Source organism: Synechococcus sp. F70.1, assembly GCF_047502745.1.
Taxonomy (GTDB): domain Bacteria; phylum Cyanobacteriota; class Cyanobacteriia; order Thermostichales; family Thermostichaceae; genus Thermostichus.
Window position 1 is genome coordinate 35,403 of sequence record NZ_JANSJL010000043.1, and the last position, 15,731, is coordinate 51,133.

Genomic DNA, 15,731 nt, shown 5'->3' on the forward strand with positions numbered 1-15,731 from the left:
CCAGTTTGGCACCCCTTCCTCCGACGAGGCGCGCGCCCTTGCTGAGGACGGGCAGGGGAATGTCTGGGTGGCAGGGATCACCGAAGGAAGCCTTCCCGGCCAAAGTTCTGCGGGGGGCAGTGACGTTTTCTTGCGCAAGTACAACGCCCAGGGCCGAGAGCTCTGGACGCGGCAGTTTGGTACTCCCGCTTCGGACGAGGTTGTTGCGCTGGCGGTGGACAGGAGGGGGAATGCCTGGGTGGCAGGGATGACCCACGGTGCCTTCCCTGGCTACAGCAATGCCGGCGAAGAAGACATCTTCCTGCGCAAGTACGATCCCCAAGGCAGAGAGCTCTGGACGCAGCAGTTGGGTAGCGCTGGGCCTGACCAAGTCGTTGCCATCGCTGTGGATGGCAAGAGCAACGTCTGGGTTGCAGGAACAGGGGCAGGCAAGAGCTTTGTGCGCCAGTACAACGCCGACGGCAAGCCGCTTTGGGTCCGCGAGTTGGGAGCCCACCAGCAGGTCGCTGCCCTGGCTCCCGATGGGGCAGGAAACCTCTGGATAGCCGGATTCGTCCACGACCGCGCAAGAGCCGGTGGCTTTGTCTGCAAGCACGATCCCAGTGGCAACCAGGTTTGGATGCGCCAGTTTTCCCACCGAGGAGGCGACGGCGCTCTTTCCGTGGCCGTGGGAGGGGAGGGGAAGGTTTGGGTGGCAGGCTACGCCCAGGGCAAGAATCCGTTCAAGGCCTATGAGGTCTTCGCCCATCAGTACGATCTGTACGGCAACGAGCTCTGGAGCCGCCAATTTGCAGGTGGGCAAGGGGAGCGCGTCCTAGCCATTGCTGTGGATGGGAGTGGAAGGATTTGGGTAGCAGGCCACACGCAGGGGTCTTCCTCGAGGCGCAGCGACGCCTTTGTCCGACTTTACGAGACCAACGGCGGCGAGCTCTGGCGCCATCAGTTCGGCAGCGCCGACTTCGACTGGATCCAGGCCATTGCTGTAGGCCAAGAGGGCAACCTCGTGGTGGCAGGCGTAACCTGGGGATCCCTTGCCAACCAGTCCCATGCTGGGATGAAGGATGTCTTTGTGCGCAAGTACGGTCGTTAGTCCGGGGTCATTTTCCTGGAGCAGGATCCGGCTCCCCTTGTGGTTCTTTCGGCAGCCGATACAGATCTCACAGCTAAACAGGTGTCAGCTGCAGAAAGCTACGCCGTGCTAGGCTCTAGGCGGTGCGGCTTTGGTTGCAAGGGGAGAACTTGAGAGAGATGAAAAAAAGGGTGTCTAGGATAGCTCTTTTAGGAGCCTTAACTTCTTTTGCTGGTTCAACTTTCTGGGGAGCCTGCAGTTTCTTTCCAATCGATTTAGGTTTAGCCAGCCGTTCAACCGATTTGGGTTCAACCGAGTGGATCCGCCAGTTCGGAACCCCTGCGGATGAGGGAGCTGAGTCTGTTGCCGCCGATGGCCAGGAGAACGCTTGGGTAGCGGGATCCACTGGGGGAGCCCTTCCCGGCCAGTCGAGCGCTGGCGGTCGAGATGTCTTTGTGCTCAAGTACAGTCGCTAGTCAGGACGTACCTTGAGAAAGGTTTCATGAGGGTCACCTAGCGCTAGGCCATGCACCGAATAGCAGCTTTGCCCGGAGGATGGGATCCCACCCAGTCCGGGGTTATTTTTCTGGAGCAGGATCCGGCTCCCCTTGTGGTTCTTTCGGCAGCCGATACGGATCTCACCGCTTTGAGCGCAGCTCTTTCGCTTCTGCCCCAAGACTTCCCGGAGGTGCGGGCTGCCAATCTCTTGCACTTGCAGCAGCCCCTGAGCATTGACGACTACGCCGAGAAGGTATTGCAGCAAGCTCAAGTTATCCTCATTCGCCTGTTGGGGGGAAGGGCCTACTGGAGCTACGGCCTAGAGGTGGCCAAACAGGTGGCAGCCGACGCGGGATCCACCCTAATTGTCATTCCCGGCGATGACCGCCCTGACTGGGATCTGGTGAGCCATTCCACTGTGCCCCTGGGCGTGGCGGATCGGGTGTGGCGGTACTGGCTGGAGGGGGGAGCGGAGAATGTGGCGGCCTGTCTGCTGTTTCTAGCCAGGGAATTTTTGGGGCGCCAATATCCCGTGCCGGATCCTCAAGTGTTGCCTCGCCTGGGGGTCTACCACCCTCCTGTCGCTCTGCCGGCCCCTTCCCCGGCTCCCAAGGTGGGGATTTTGCTCTACCGGGCCCATGTGCTGGCGGGAAACACCCAGCCCATCGATGCTTTGGCCAGAGCCCTGCTGGAGCGAGGGTTGCAGCCCTTTTGCCTTTACACCTATAGCCTTCAAGACCCCGACTTGCCTCAAGCCCTTCGGGATCACTTTGGCGGCCAGATTGAGGTGTTGCTCAATACCACCAGTTTTTCGCTAGCGCGCTTGGACAGCCAGCAGCCCGATGTGAAACTATGGCAGGAGTTGGATGTCCCCGTTTTGCAGGTCATCCTCAGCAGCGGATCCCGGCAGAGCTGGGAGGACTCGACGCGGGGTTTGGGGGCGCGGGATCTGGCCATGAATGTGGCTTTGCCCGAGGTGGATGGGCGCATTATTAGCCGCGCCATTTCCTTTAAAGCTGTTCAACAGCGGGATCCCCGCTTGCAAACGGAAGTCGTGGCCTATGAGGCGGTGCCAGATCGGGTGGAGTTTGTAGCCGATCTAGCAGCCAACTGGGTAAAACTGCGGCGCACTCCCCCTCCCCAGCGGCGACTGGCTTTGGTTTTGGCCAACTACCCTAGCCGGGATGGACGCCTGGCCAATGGAGTTGGGTTGGATACGCCAGCTAGCTGTGTCGAGATCCTCAAGGCCCTGAAAGACAACGGCTACCAAGTGGGCCCCATCCCCCAGAGCGGCGATGAGTTGATTGGCTGGCTAACCCAAAGCCAAACCTATGACCCGCTGGGATCCCTGCGCCCGGCTCGGCAACACCTTTCCGCCGCCCTTTACCGCGAGTGGTTTGCCTGCTTGCCGGAGCCCATCCAAACCGATCTCATCCGGCAATGGGGGGATCCGCCCTCTCAGGATATTCCCGTGGTGGGACTGCAGCTAGGGCACGTTTTTGTCGGCATCCAGCCGCCGCGAGGCTACGACCGGGATCCTTCTTTGAACTACCACGCCCCAGATCTGGTGCCCCCGCATGAGTACCTAGCCTTTTACCTGTGGCTGCGGCAGGTCTTTGGCGTGCAGGCGGTGGTGCATGTGGGCAAGCACGGCAACTTAGAATGGCTGCCCGGCAAGGGATCCGCCCTTTCCTCTACCTGCTACCCGGAGATTGCCCTGGGGCCCCTGCCCCACTTTTACCCTTTTATCGTCAACGATCCAGGGGAAGGGTCCCAGGCCAAGCGGCGAGCCCAAGCCGTGATTATCGATCACCTCACCCCGCCCCTCACCCGCGCCGAGCTGTACGGCCCCTTGGCGGAGTTGGAACGGCTAATGGATGAGTACGTGCAGGCCCAACAGTTGGATCCCAGCCGCTGCCCCCTCATTCGCGCCCAGATTGAGGAGCTGGTCCGCTCAGAGCACCTGGATCAGCAGTTCAACCTGGAAAAAGAGGAAGATTGGAACCGCCTGGATGGCTATCTCTGCGAGCTCAAAGAATCCCAAATCCGGGACGGGCTGCACATCTTTGGCCGCATGCCCAGCGGCGAGCAACTGGTAGATCTTCTGGTGTCTCTAGCCCGCTACCCCGGCCATGGACAACTGGGCCTCACCCAAGCCATTGCCCGCGACTGGGGATGGGACTGGGATCCCTTGACCGCCGACCTGACGGATCCCTGGCCGGACAAGCCATAGCCTAGCCCAGCTTCTCCAAGCGGGCCTGCAAGAGCTGCATCTGGGCCTCCAGCTCCGCCAGTTGCCTGCGGCTAGCCTGCACCACGTCAGAGTTGGCGCGGCTCAAGAAGTTGGGGTTTTCCAGGCGAGTGCGGATCCCTTGGGCCTCTTTTTCCAGTTTGGCTAGGTCTTTCTGCAGCTTGGCCCGCAGCGCCTCCACGTCCACCAGCCCTGCCAGGGGCACCAGCACCTGCACCGTGCCCACCACGGCCGCCGCCACCTGCCTGGGCTCCGTGGCCAGGGATCCTGCAATCTCCAGCGACTCAACCTTGGCCAGCTCGCGGATATAGGCCTGGGCGGCGGTGAGAATCCGCTGCTCTTCAGGATCCTCGGTAACCAGCAGCGCGGCGATGGTTTGATGGGGCTTGAGGCCAGCTTCCGCTCGCAGGTTGCGCAGGCTGGTGATGACTTGGGTGACCAAGCCAAACTCCCGCTCCAGTTGGGGGTTAACCCAGCTGGGGTCAGGGGTGGGATAGGGCTGCACCGAGATGGAAGTAGTCTGGTTAGCCTGGGTAAGCAGTTGCCAGACTTCTTCGGTGACGTGGGGCATCCACGGGTGGAGCAGCCGGAGGATGGTCTCTAGCACCTTGGCCAACACCTGCTGCGCCGTGCGCTTGGAGGCCAGGTCTTCTCCCCGCAGCCGAGGTTTAGCCAGCTCGATGTACCAGTCACAAAAGTCGTCCCAAATTAGGGAGTACAGAAGCCGCGCCCCCTCGCCCAGGCCGTAGGCTTCCAGCTCCTCGATCACTTGGGTGGCTGTGGAGTGCAGCCGGGAGAGGATCCAGCGATCGGCCAGCTCCAGCGCTTCCGGGGCAGGGGATCCCAGTTGGGCGGGGGTCTGTCCCTCCAAGTTCATCAACACAAAGCGGGAGGCGTTCCAGATCTTGTTGGCAAAGTTGCGGGCTGCCTCCACGCTGGCGCTCTCGCCGGTCTTGCGGTCGTAAGCTAAGCGGATATCCTGCCCAGCCCCCACCACTTCCCTGACCAGAGCGTAGCGCAGGGCATCGGTGCCGTACTTGTCCAAGAGCTCGATGGGATCGATGCCGTTGCCCTTGGACTTGGACATCTTCGCCCCGTGCTCGTCCCGCACCAGGCCGTTGATGTAGACATCTTTGAAGGGGATCTGGCCGGTAAACTGCACCCCCATCATGGCCATGCGGGCCACCCAGAAAAAGATGATGTCGAAGCCCGTCGACATCAGGGAGGTGGGGTAGTAGCGCTTGAAGTCCTCCGTCTCCTCTGGCCAGCCCAGCGTGGAAAAGGGCCACAGAGCCGAGCTAAACCAGGTGTCCAAAACATCGGGATCCCGCTCCAGCCGCTCAACTTCTGGACCAAACTTCTCCCGCGCCTTGATCCAGGCTTCCTCCTCATTGCGAGCCACCACAAAAACCTGGGGATCCTCAGGGAGCTGGCCGTTGATGACCGGATACCAGGCTGGGATCTGGTGCCCCCACCACAGTTGTCGCGAGATGCACCAGGGGCGCAGCTTCTCCAGCCAGCCCGTGTAAACCTTGGTCCAGCGCTCCGGAATAAAGCGGGGGTTGTGGTGTTCCCGCTCCTCCTGCAAGCAACGAGCTGCCATCCCCGAGACATCGCAAAACCACTGGATGGAGAGCAAAGGCTCAATGGGCACACCCCCCCGGTCGCTATAGGGCACGGTGTGGGTGTACTCTTCCACCTTCTCCAGCAGGCCGTGCTCGGCAAACCACTGCACCACCTTCTCGCGGGCCACAAAGCGATCCAGGCCAGTGAAGGGATCCCCGTTCTCGTTGAGGGTGCCGTCCTTGTTGAGGATGTTGATCAAGGGCAACTGGTGGCGCTGGCCCATCTCAAAGTCGTTGGGGTCGTGGGCTGGGGTAACCTTGACGCATCCAGACCCAAAGGTGGGATCCACATACTCGTCGGCAATGATGGGGATAAGGCGATCCTTGATGGGCAGCCGGACAAACTGGCCGATGAGATGGCGGTAGCGCTCGTCTTGGGGGTTAACCGCCACGGCTGTATCCCCCAGCATTGTCTCAGGGCGGGTGGTGGCCACCACCAGGTACTGGCTGGGGTCGGCGGCCAAGGGGTAGCGGAAATGCCAGAGGTGGCCCTTGACCTCTTTGTTGTCCACCTCGATGTCGGAGACCGCCGACTGGGTGGCCGGACACCAGTTGACCAGATACTCGCCCCGATAGATGAGCCCTGCTTCGTAGAGGCGGACAAAGGCTTCCGTAACTGCCCGGCTCAGCCCCTCATCGAGGGTAAAGCGATCCCGTGTCCAGTCCAGCGACAAGCCCAGCCGCCGCAGTTGGCTTTTGATGGTGCCCTGCGACTCCTCCTTCCAAGCCCAGGCCCGCTCCAGAAAAGCCTCGCGGCCCAGGTCAAAGCGGCTCTTGCCCTCCTGGCGCAGTTGGTTTTCCAGAATGGTGTGCACGGCAATGCTGGCATGATCCGTGCCCGGCAGCCAGAGGACGTTGTAGCCGCGCATGCGCTTGTAGCGCACCACCACATCTGGCAGGGTAAAGGCAAAGGCATGGCCCATGTGCAGGCTGCCCGTAACATTGGGGGGGGGCAGCACCATGCTGAAGGCTTCCCCCGGCGCCTTGGGATCCGCCACGTAAAACCCCTTTTCCTCCCAAAAGCGCTGCCACTTGGGCTCGGTCTCAAAGGGGTTGTACTGGCTGGGCAGGTTGGCGAGGGAAGGTGCAGCAGTCATGCGGAGGCCGGGTTGCTCAAGGGACTACCCTAACTAGGTTAGCAAGCTTACTCCCAGCCGTCGGGCTCTTTTGGGGAGGTGGGCTTTCTGGGGATCCCTCTTGACCTTGTAGTTAGCTACAGGGTTTAGGCTAAGAGAGCTTCTGGAGAGAGGGTAGAGAACCCGGCATGTCTGAGCTGCTGCGGGTGGGTCAGGTAGCCGAGAAGTTGGGCATCAGCCCCCAGACCCTCTACTTCTACGAGCGCCTGGGGCTCATCCCCAAGCCCCGTAGGACAGAGGGGGGCTACCGCCTCTACGGAGAAGCTGAGCTGGAGCGGCTAGCTTTCATTGCCCGCGCTAAGGCTTTGGGACTTACCCTGGCCGAGATCAAAGAATTGCTCCTGCTTCAGGAGAACGGGCAAGCCCTGCCCTGTTGGCAGGTGTACGTAAAGCTAACCGAAAAACTAAGACAAATCGACAAGTCAATTGCCCATCTCCAGGAACTTAGAGGGGAGTTATCGACACTCATTGAAAAGTGTCAACAACAATTTTCTGAGCAGGAGAAAAGTTCCTCTTGCGCTATCTTTCAACAACGGCTCGATAACCCATGACAAAAGAACCCCTTGTCCCATTTTCTGCTAATGCTTGGCAGCCCTTGTGTCCAAAGAGCGGGGAGCAAGGGATCCCGATTCAACTGATTACGCTGAAGAGCCTTCTGTCTTGTCAGGCTTTGGAGCAACTTAATGCTAACGCCAGCTATGCGTTTTGTCGGGATCCCCTTTGCCCCGTCGTCTATTTTTCTGAGGAAGGTCAGAGCTTTGGAGTTGACGACCTCAAGGTTCCCGTCTTTCAAAAAGAAAGTGGCGAGGACGTGCCTGTCTGCTACTGTTTTGGATGGACGCGCCGGCGCATTTGGCAAGAGCTCCAGGGATCCAAAACGCCCCAGGCTATCCTCGAGGGGATTGCCGACCACATCAAAGCCAGGGGCTGTGGCTGTCAGGTGAACAACCCGCAGGGATTTTGCTGCCTGGAAAACGTCAGACAAGTCATCTTGGAGATGCAGCAAAGGAAGGCTGAGGAACAAAACCCGATTATTGACTGAAATAGGCGTTGAGCCATTCCAGACATTCCATAAAGTAAAACACCAGCGGCCCGGTAAAGACGTAGCTATCGCCCCGATCCAAAATGCCGCCGTGGCCGGGAATGAGATCCCCGGAGTCTTTTACTCCCGCATCCCGTTTCATGAGGGACTCGGTGAGATCCCCCAGCAGGCTAGTTAACCCAATCAAAAACCCCAACACGCTGCCGCTCAGCCAGCTCCAGGGCCAGTTTAGGTAGTGGGCTCCCAGCATAGCCAGGGCCATGCTGGCTGCGATCCCGGCCACTGCCCCTTCCACCGTCTTCTTAGGGCTGAGGGTGGAGAGCTTGGTGCGCCCAAAGGCCCGACCACACAGGTAGGCCGCTACATCGGCAGCAATGACACAGCCAATGGCCAACAGCGTAATCCATAGCCCTTCGCCAATGCCCTTGGATAAAGACAAAGCCCTGACCCGAATCCAAAAACTGGGCAGCAGAGCACAGTAAAACAGTCCCAAAATTGAGGTGGCAATATCGGCAATGGTGGCCACCTTGGGCTTAAAGAGCAAATAAAAACAGATGATGGATCCCGCCACAATAAAAGCAGGGCTGGTCCACTCGGGCTTGACCTGCTGCAAAATCACCAGCACCTGGCTGGAAAACATGGTGGTGCGCATGGCCGGCGCATTGCCCTTAGCCCGTACCAGCCGAAAGAACTCCAGTTGGGCCAGAAAAATAATCAGCCCAAGGGCTGCCGTGAAGTACCAGCCCCCTAGCAGGGTAACCGTCAGGGCAAACAGCACCGCCACGAAACCGCTAACCCAACGGGCTCCCATAGGCGCACCCCGCTATGTTGGCCAGCCGTTCCGGTTCGGGGGAGAGATCCCAGCCGCCCGAGACCCTTGCCAGGGTGCCTGCTCTTGCGGCCTTCGCCTCAGCGGGACGGAGTTTTGACTTCGACGTGGCTGCTGCAACGGCAATGCCTCCTGCCTTAACCTTTCAGTCTACCGCTGGGATCCCCCTCGATCTCCAGTTGGCGGGATCGCAGGTGTTCCTGAGCGTGGGATAATTGAAAAACTGCAAGAACGGGTTACCCTCAATTGAATTTCAGAATGGTTCAGGAACTTACCCCTCCCGTGGCTAGTCCCCGCATCTCCGCCGAAGAGGCTCGAATGCTCTACGAAGACATGGTGCTGGGCCGCCTGTTTGAGGACAAGTGCGCCGAGATGTACTACAAGGGCAAGATGTTCGGCTTTGTGCACCTGTACAACGGGCAGGAGGCTGTGTCCACGGGGGTGATCAAGGCGCTCAAGCCCACCGACTACATCTGCAGCACCTACCGAGATCACGTGCATGCCCTCAGCGCTGGGATCCCGCCGCGAGCGGTGATGGCGGAGCTCTTCGGCAAGGCCACTGGCTGCAGCAAGGGTCGGGGCGGCTCCATGCATCTGTTTTCGGCAGAGCACAACTTTTTGGGAGGCTATGCCTTTGTGGCCGAAGGGATCCCTGTGGCTACAGGGGCAGCGTTTTCGGCCAAGTACCGCGGCACTGACCAGGTAACCGTCTGCTTTTTTGGGGATGGGGCCTGCAACAACGGCCAATTTTACGAATGTCTCAACATGGCCGCCCTCTGGAAGTTGCCTATCGTCTACGTGGTGGAGAACAACTTCTGGGCTATTGGCATGGCCCACAGGCGTGCCACTTCGGTAACCGACATCTACCTCAAGGGCCCAGCCTTTGGCATGCCTGGCTACCAAGTAGACGGCATGGACGTGCTGGCGGTGCGGGAAGCAGCTCAACAGGCCATCGCCCGCGCCCGTGCCGGAGAAGGCCCCACTCTCCTGGAGTGCCTCACTTACCGCTTCCGCGGCCACTCTCTGGCTGACCCCGACGAGCTGCGCAGCCCCGAAGAAAAGGAATTTTGGCGGCAGCGGGATCCCATCAAACGCCTGGAGCGCTACGCCTTGGAACACAACTTGATGACTGAGGCGGACTTCCAGGCCATTCACGAGAAAGTGAGCGCCGTAGTGGAAGACGCAGTCCTTTTTGCCCTGGAAAGCCCAGAGCCCACCCTGGACGAATTGCACCGCTTTGTTTTTGCCGAAGATGAGTAGCTAGGCATTGGGGCAGCGCAGCTTGCACTTGGGCCGCCATCGCCGCTCTCTTGCCAAGCCTTGATGCTTACCATCAGAGAAACCTTGTCCAGGTCTGCGCTCTTGCGCAGATTTTTTTGTAAAGGTCGCTTTCCATTTGTTTACATAGCTTCATATCATTGAGACGTTGAGTATAAGTACCTATTCTCAATCATGAGCAGTCCTCTTGAGTTTCCTTGGCTGTCGGCCCTGGTGCTCCTGCCGCTGCTGGGTGCCTTCGGGATCCCCCTGCTTCCCCAGAGCCGCTGGGCGCGTTGGTATGCCCTTGCCGTGGGGGCTTTGGATTTGGTCCTGATGGCCTACATCTTTGGGTGGCACTACGACCTGCGGGATTTTTCGCTGCAACTGGCCGAGCGTTACGCCTGGGTGCCCCAGATCGGGTTCCACTGGTCGCTGGCGGTGGACGGCCTGTCCTTCCCGCTGGTGCTGCTGTCGGGCTTGATTACGACTTTGGCGATTGTGGCAGCTTGGGAGGTGGCCTACAAGCCGCGTCTATTTTTCTTTTTGCTGCTGCTCCTGTACGGCGCCCAGGTGGGTGTGTTCTTGGCGCAGGATCTGCTCCTCTTTTTCTTGATGTGGGAGATTGAGCTAGTGCCTGTTTATCTCCTCATCGCCATCTGGGGCGGGCCGCAGCGCCAGTATGCTGCCACTAAGTTCATCCTCTACACCGCCGCTGCTTCGATCTTTATCTTGGTGGGATCCCTGACAATGGCCTTTGCTGGCGAGGGCTTTAGCCTGGAGATGGCAGAGCTAGGTGCTAAGTCCTACCCGCTGGCCCTGCAGATCTTGGCGTATACGGCTTTCCTCATGGCCTTCGGGGTCAAGCTCCCGATTTTTCCCCTCCACACTTGGCTGCCCGATGCCCACAGCGAAGCCTCGGCGCCCATTTCTATGATCCTGGCCGGGGTACTGCTCAAGATGGGGGGCTATGGCCTCATCCGCCTAAACGCGAATCTCCTAGCGGAGGCCCACGTGTACTTTGCCCCGGTGCTGGCGGTGCTGGGGGCAGTGAACATCATCTATGGGGCGCTGGCGGCCTTGGGACAAAACCACCTCAAGCGGCGGCTGGCCTACTCCTCCATTGCCCACATGGGCTTTGTGTTGATTGGCATGGCAACTTTTACGGAGCTGGGGCTTAATGGTGCTCTGCTGCAGATGATCTCCCACGGGCTGATCGCGGCGGTGCTCTTCTTCCTAACAGGGATCACCTATGAGCGCACCCACACCCTTTTTCTGGAGAAGTTGGGAGGATTGGCCAAGCAACTGCCCAAGACCTTTGCCCTGTTTACGGCAGGAGCTTTGGCCTCTTTGGCGCTGCCGGGGATGAGCGGCTTTGTGGCCGAGCTGACGGTATTTTTGGGCTTGACCACCAGCGACGCCTATGCACCAGCCTTCAAAGCAGGGGTGGCGCTGCTGGCGGCAGTGGGTCTTATCTTGACGCCTGTCTACTTGCTTTCTCTGCTGCGGCAGACTTTCTATGGCCCTTCGGATCCCAGCCTGGTGCTGGAAGAGTACCTGGGCGATCTGCGCCCGCGGGAAATGGCAGTGGCCCTGTGCCTGCTCTTGCCAATTCTTGGCATTGGCTTCTACCCACGTTTGGCCATCCAGAGCTATGATGTGACGACGGTGGCGGTGGCAGCCCACTTGCGCAGTGCCCTGGCAACGGAAATTGTCCAGCGGCCCCTTTTGCCAGCGCAACCAGCTCAGGTAGCAGCGCTGCCCACCCGCAACTGAGAACTTTGCGGCTTGCTTAACAGGAAGAGCTGGTACTTTTCAGCTCTTCTTTTGCTTTTTTTAATGTTTGAGCTTGGACTTGAGGGGGAGGATGTCTTCAACCCCGCTGGGGGTGTTAACTCTAGCGAGGATCGGAAGGAATAGAGTTGTGTTCCATCAGGTTGAGTTGCACCACCAGCCACCATAGGGTGATGTCGGAGTAGGTTCCCCGCTGCTTCAGACGGGAGATAGAGTGAACCGGGTTTTGGCTGTCGATCATCCACTCCGAAGCAATGATTCGGCTACGTTCGCGGGCTTCCATTTTTTCTCTCCCCTCGCCAACTCTCAAAGCTTGAGATAGCTCCTATTTTCAGGATGGCGAATTTGGCGGGGAGCGTGTGAAAAAATATATTACGCGGGGATCCCAAGGAGAGCTAACTTTCTTAGCAATTGCAATCCCAGGGGCCAGTTAGTTGGGCGCTTGCCGACTGCAAGGGCCAGAGAAGCTTGACAAAGGGTCGAAATTTTTGCCAGGGGGATAGGGATACCCTGACGGTGAGCCGATCCAAAATCTCATCGTGGGAGAGGCCTTTGCGAACCCATCCTTCACAGCTGTGCAGCTGCTGGGCGGCGCCGAGGAGAAAGCGGTTGAGAGGTGGTCTGTACGCAGACTAGATCCCGTCCTGAGAGCACCAAGAAGAAGCCCGCCAGTATCCCCCCTCCAGATACATCTTGGTCTAGCAGGGTTCAATGCTATCGACTCGGCGGAGTGCTGCCGCACTTTGGCAACGACCCTCTGCCCCACCCGACGCTGCCGAGCTTGGCGGTATTAAGCACTCTGGCTAGGAAGAAAGTCAAGAGTGTAGGCTTGCTGGACGTCCAAGCCAGCTTCGACAACTCCCAGGGCAACCATTTCCTGAAAATAGGTCTGCCAGCGCTGGTGGGTCATGGCGCCGATCCCCAGGGTAGCCGCGTCGCCGGCAGTGAGGAGGCCGTAGTCTTTTAGGGCCTGGTGGGCGTAGGCCAAGAGGGCCTCGCTCATGTTGGGGTTGTCCTCGCGGATGAGGCGGTTGCCGGGGCGGGGATCCTCTAGGTAGCTTTGCCACCCTTCAATGGAGGCGGCCACAAACTTGCGCACTTGGTCAGGGTACTGTTCGGCAAAGGGGCGGGTGGTCTCCAAGGTAGTGGCATAAGGGGAATAGCCGTAGTCGGCCAAGAGAAAGACGACGGGATCAAAACCGCCCTCCTGGCGCACGCGGAAGGGCTCGGAGGTGACATAGCCCTGCTGGGCGGAATACTTGTCGAGCAGGAAGGGGGTGAGGCTGAAGTTGTAGGGGCGCTTTTGGCTGTCGCTAAAGCCAAATTTGGCCCGCAAGAACGGCCAGTAGGTGAGGTTGGCCCCTGGCGAGACCCAGATGGGCTTGCCCCGCAAGTCTTCTAGGCGCTCAATGCCCACCCCCGGATGGGCCAAGAGACACTGGGGATCCTTTTGGAAAAAGGCAGCCACGGTGAGCACCGGGATCCCGGATTGCAGGGCGGCCAGGGCGTCAGGACTGCCGCCGAGGACGAAGTCTGCTGCCCCCCCCGCCAGGAGTTGCAGCACGTTGACCGCTGCTCCCCCCATGCGGATTTCTACCTGCAGGCCGTAGTCGGCGTAGATGCCCAGGGCCAGGGCTTGGTAGAAGCCGCCGTGTTCGGCTTGGGCATACCAGTTGGTTACTAGCCGCAGAGGCCGGGATTGGCGGGATCCCGCTCTCACCGCCAGTAGAGCAGCTCCAGCAGCCAGAAACTGCCGGCGCGGCCAAGGCTTTGCAACGGCGTTAGCCATGGGCTTCCACGCTTTTCCGTCAAGGGGCAGGGCTCTTCTTAGCCTAGCTGGAAGATTGGAGAGAGGGGGCTAAGATCCTGCTTTTGCGGCAGGATGGGATAGTTGAGACCAGAGACAGCAACACATCCCCATGGGCAAGGTGTATCTGGTGGGAGCGGGGCTGGGCGGGCGGGCGGGTCTGACGCAAGGGGCGCTGGAGATCCTGCGGCAGGCCGAGGCGGTTTGGGTGGATGAGCTGGTGGACGAGCGCTTGTTGGCGGAGTTGTCCCCGCAGGCCCAGGTGTGGCGACGTTCCGGAGAAGCGGGTTTGCAGGAGGGCATTCGCTGGCTCATCCAGCGCTGCCGAGAAGGCAAGCAGGTGGTCCACCTCAAGTCGGGGGATCCCTTGATCTTTGGCCGCGCCCGTGAGGAAGTGCAGGCCCTGCGGGAGGCAGGCTGTCCGTTTGAGATCTGGCCAGGCTTGTCGTCGGCCCTAGCTGGCCCTTTGTGGGCTGGGATCCCGTTGACCGATAAACACCTGAGCCGCGCCTTTGCCGTGCTGACTGCCCATGAGCTGGAAGCTCTGCCCTGGGGCGCTCTGGCCCAGTTGGATACGCTGGTGATTTTGATGGGATCCCGGCAGCGGCAATCCATTGGCACCCGGTTGCTGGAGTCTGGGATCCCGGCAGACCGCCCAGTGGCCCTGATCTGGGGGGCGGGGCAGGCGGAGCAGCGGGTTTGGGTGGGCACCTTGGCGGAGCTGCAGCAGGGGGAAGGAGGAGAGCTAGAAGCTGGGGAGAAGCTGCCGGCGCTCTTGGTAGTGGGCGAGGTGGTGCGGCTGCGGCAGGAATTTTTGCCGGGGATCCCACCGTTGCCGCCACCGGCTCCTTTGGCAGGCAAGACGGTGCTGGTCACCCGTGCTGAGGGGCAGTCGCCGGCTTTTCGCGAGCTGCTGCGGGCTCAGGGGGCGCGGGTGGTGGAGATGCCTGCCCTGGTGATCCAGCCTCCTAGCAGTTGGGATCCCCTGGACACCGCCATTGCCAACTTGCAACAGTTCAACTGGCTGCTGCTGACTTCGGCCAATGGGGTGCAGGCTTTTTTCGAGCGGCTGCAGCAGCAGGGGCGAGATAGCCGGGCGCTCCACTCCCTGCAAGTGGCGGTGGTGGGATCCAAAACGGCGGCGGTGCTGGCTCAGTATGGCATCCGCCCAGATTTGATGCCCTCCGCGTTTGTGGCCGAAGCCTTGCTGCCCATTTGGCCGGAGCCGGTGCAGGGGCAGCGCATCCTCTTTCCCCGCGTCGAATCTGGAGGCCGGGAGGAGCTGGTGCAAGGGCTGCGGCAACGCGGAGCCGAGGTGGTGGAGGTGGCCGCTTATCAGTCGACCTGTCCGGCAGCGGCGGATCCCCAAGTCCTGGAAGCCCTAAAGACCCGCCAGGTGGATATTCTCACCTTTGCCAGCTCCAAAACGGTGCAGCATTTTGCCCATCTCCTGCGCCAGGCAGGGCTAGGCCCTGAAGTCTGGGATCCACCGGTACAGATTGCTGCCATCGGCCCCAAAACGGCGGAAACCTGCAAGAAGGTCTTAGGGCGGGTAGATGTGGTGGCTCAGGAGTACACCCTGGAAGGGCTGTTGGGATCCCTCCTCCGGGCCACCCCCTAGCGGGATAATGGGAGGGCAGTTGGGACTCTGGACACCATGTGGCAGACGGCCAAGCTCTACGAAGACATCCTCTACGAGAAGACGGACGGCATCGCCAAGATCACCATCAACCGGCCCCACAAGCGCAATGCCTTCCGCCCCAAGACCATCGTCGAAATGATTGATGCCTTTCTGGATGCGCGGGAGGATCCCAGTATTGGAGTCGTGCTCTTGACGGGCGCCGGGCCCCATACGGATGGAAAGTATGCTTTCTGCGCCGGCGGGGATCAGAGCGTGCGGGGAGAGGCCGGCTACCTGGATGAGGCCGGGGTTCCCCGTCTTAACGTCTTGGATCTCCAGCGCATCATCCGCTCCCTGCCCAAGGTGGTGATTGCCCTAGTGGCCGGCTACGCCATTGGTGGGGGCAATGTTTTGCATCTCATCTGCGACCTGACCATCGCTGCCGACAACGCCATCTTTGGCCAGGCCGGGCCACGGGTGGGCAGCTTTGACGGCGGCTTTGGGGCCAGCTACCTAGCGCGGGTGGTGGGACAAAAAAAAGCGCGCGAAATCTGGTTTCTTTGCCGCCAGTACACCGCAGCGCAAGCCCTGGAGATGGGCCTGGTCAATGCAGTGGTGCCGGTGGAGGAACTGGAAGCCGAAGGGATCCGCTGGGCGCGGGAGATCCTCCAACACAGTCCTCTGGCCATCCGCTGCCTCAAGGCTGCTTTCAACGCCGATTGCGACGGCCAGATGGGACTGCAGGAGCTGGCGGGAGACGCGACGCTCTTGTATTACATGACCGAGGAAGCTGCCGAGGGCA

Annotated in this window: 14 protein-coding genes; 10 read left to right on the top strand and 4 right to left on the bottom strand. The window is 60.2% G+C overall.

The window, feature by feature from the left end; translation table 11 throughout:
- The 3 genes from NW860_RS03790 to cobN all read left to right on the top strand — a co-directional run.
- Nucleotides 1–1,090 (top strand): SBBP repeat-containing protein (locus tag NW860_RS03790; protein WP_414512482.1); only part of this gene is annotated, 1,090 nt, incomplete at its 5' end.
- 281 nt (nt 1,091–1,371) lie between these two features.
- Nucleotides 1,372–1,545 (top strand): SBBP repeat-containing protein, encoded by a 174-nt coding sequence (locus NW860_RS03795; protein ID WP_414512484.1) that lies wholly within the window; start codon nt 1,372–1,374, stop codon nt 1,543–1,545.
- A 50-nt stretch (nt 1,546–1,595) separates the two neighbouring features.
- Complete coding sequence (cobN, locus tag NW860_RS03800; protein WP_414512486.1) at nt 1,596–3,800, top strand: cobaltochelatase subunit CobN; 2,205 nt, start codon at nt 1,596–1,598, stop codon at nt 3,798–3,800.
- A 1-nt stretch (nt 3,801) separates the two neighbouring features.
- Here the strand turns inward: cobN and NW860_RS03805 are convergent, their stop codons facing one another.
- On the bottom strand, nt 3,802–6,540 hold the full coding sequence (locus NW860_RS03805) for a valine--tRNA ligase (protein WP_414512488.1): 2,739 nt from the start codon (nt 6,538–6,540) through the stop codon (nt 3,802–3,804).
- Nucleotides 6,541–6,707: 167 nt separating this feature from the next.
- On the opposite strand from NW860_RS03805, the gene NW860_RS03810 reads away from it, so the two are divergent.
- On the top strand, nt 6,708–7,130 hold the full coding sequence (locus NW860_RS03810) for a heavy metal-responsive transcriptional regulator (protein WP_414512490.1): 423 nt from the start codon (nt 6,708–6,710) through the stop codon (nt 7,128–7,130).
- A 44-nt stretch (nt 7,131–7,174) separates the two neighbouring features.
- Entirely contained in the window at nt 7,175–7,621 is a 447-nt protein-coding gene (locus NW860_RS03815) for a putative iron-sulfur cluster-binding metallochaperone (protein ID WP_414512492.1), read from the top strand.
- On the opposite strand, the gene NW860_RS03820 is transcribed toward NW860_RS03815, so the two are convergent.
- Nucleotides 7,611–8,432, bottom strand: coding sequence for a phosphatidate cytidylyltransferase (locus NW860_RS03820; RefSeq protein WP_414405087.1), 822 nt, complete (start codon nt 8,430–8,432; stop codon nt 7,611–7,613). The genes NW860_RS03815 and NW860_RS03820 overlap by 11 nt on opposite strands.
- A 14-nt stretch (nt 8,433–8,446) precedes the next feature.
- On the opposite strand from NW860_RS03820, the gene NW860_RS03825 reads away from it, so the two are divergent.
- From NW860_RS03825 to NW860_RS03835, 3 genes are all read left to right on the top strand, one after another.
- The gene (locus NW860_RS03825) at nt 8,447–8,665 is read left to right on the top strand and encodes a hypothetical protein (protein ID WP_414512494.1); all 219 of its coding nucleotides are present in this window, start codon (nt 8,447–8,449) and stop codon (nt 8,663–8,665) included.
- A gap of 43 nt (nt 8,666–8,708) precedes the next feature.
- Nucleotides 8,709–9,710 (top strand): pyruvate dehydrogenase (acetyl-transferring) E1 component subunit alpha, encoded by a 1,002-nt coding sequence (gene pdhA / locus NW860_RS03830; RefSeq protein ID WP_414395329.1) that lies wholly within the window; start codon nt 8,709–8,711, stop codon nt 9,708–9,710.
- 192 nt (nt 9,711–9,902) lie between these two features.
- Complete coding sequence (locus NW860_RS03835) at nt 9,903–11,483, top strand: NAD(P)H-quinone oxidoreductase subunit 4 (RefSeq protein WP_414512497.1); 1,581 nt, start codon at nt 9,903–9,905, stop codon at nt 11,481–11,483.
- A 121-nt stretch (nt 11,484–11,604) separates the two neighbouring features.
- Here the strand turns inward: NW860_RS03835 and NW860_RS03840 are convergent, their stop codons facing one another.
- Together NW860_RS03840 and NW860_RS03845 are read right to left on the bottom strand one after the other, a co-directional pair.
- A complete protein-coding gene (locus NW860_RS03840) occupies nt 11,605–11,784 on the bottom strand; it encodes a hypothetical protein (RefSeq protein ID WP_414420918.1) in 180 nt (59 codons plus the stop codon).
- Nucleotides 11,785–12,291: 507 nt separating this feature from the next.
- Complete coding sequence (locus NW860_RS03845; protein WP_414512499.1) at nt 12,292–13,290, bottom strand: ABC transporter substrate-binding protein; 999 nt, start codon at nt 13,288–13,290, stop codon at nt 12,292–12,294.
- Nucleotides 13,291–13,420: 130 nt separating this feature from the next.
- Between NW860_RS03845 and cobA the strand changes: the two genes are divergently transcribed.
- A complete protein-coding gene (gene cobA / locus NW860_RS03850) occupies nt 13,421–14,929 on the top strand; it encodes a uroporphyrinogen-III C-methyltransferase (protein ID WP_414512501.1) in 1,509 nt (502 codons plus the stop codon).
- Nucleotides 14,930–14,965: 36 nt separating this feature from the next.
- The coding region (gene menB / locus NW860_RS03855; RefSeq protein ID WP_414512503.1) for a 1,4-dihydroxy-2-naphthoyl-CoA synthase at nt 14,966–15,731 on the top strand (766 nt) is incomplete at its 3' end.

Bases quoted from the DNA above. Each gene is read 5' to 3' on its own strand.
- NW860_RS03845 (WP_414512499.1), bottom strand. From the start codon at position 13,290: ATGGCTAACGCCGTTGCAAAGCCTTGGCCGCGCCGGCAGTTTCTGGCT.
- cobN (WP_414512486.1), top strand. From the start codon at position 1,596: ATGCACCGAATAGCAGCTTTGCCCGGAGGATGGGATCCCACCCAGTCC.
- NW860_RS03825 (WP_414512494.1), top strand. From the start codon at position 8,447: ATGTTGGCCAGCCGTTCCGGTTCGGGGGAGAGATCCCAGCCGCCCGAG.
- NW860_RS03840 (WP_414420918.1), bottom strand. From the start codon at position 11,784: ATGGAAGCCCGCGAACGTAGCCGAATCATTGCTTCGGAGTGGATGATC.
- NW860_RS03820 (WP_414405087.1), bottom strand. From the start codon at position 8,432: ATGGGAGCCCGTTGGGTTAGCGGTTTCGTGGCGGTGCTGTTTGCCCTG.
- NW860_RS03810 (WP_414512490.1), top strand. From the start codon at position 6,708: ATGTCTGAGCTGCTGCGGGTGGGTCAGGTAGCCGAGAAGTTGGGCATC.
- cobA (WP_414512501.1), top strand. From the start codon at position 13,421: ATGGGCAAGGTGTATCTGGTGGGAGCGGGGCTGGGCGGGCGGGCGGGT.
- NW860_RS03835 (WP_414512497.1), top strand. From the start codon at position 9,903: ATGAGCAGTCCTCTTGAGTTTCCTTGGCTGTCGGCCCTGGTGCTCCTG.
- pdhA (WP_414395329.1), top strand. From the start codon at position 8,709: ATGGTTCAGGAACTTACCCCTCCCGTGGCTAGTCCCCGCATCTCCGCC.
- NW860_RS03805 (WP_414512488.1), bottom strand. From the start codon at position 6,540: ATGACTGCTGCACCTTCCCTCGCCAACCTGCCCAGCCAGTACAACCCC.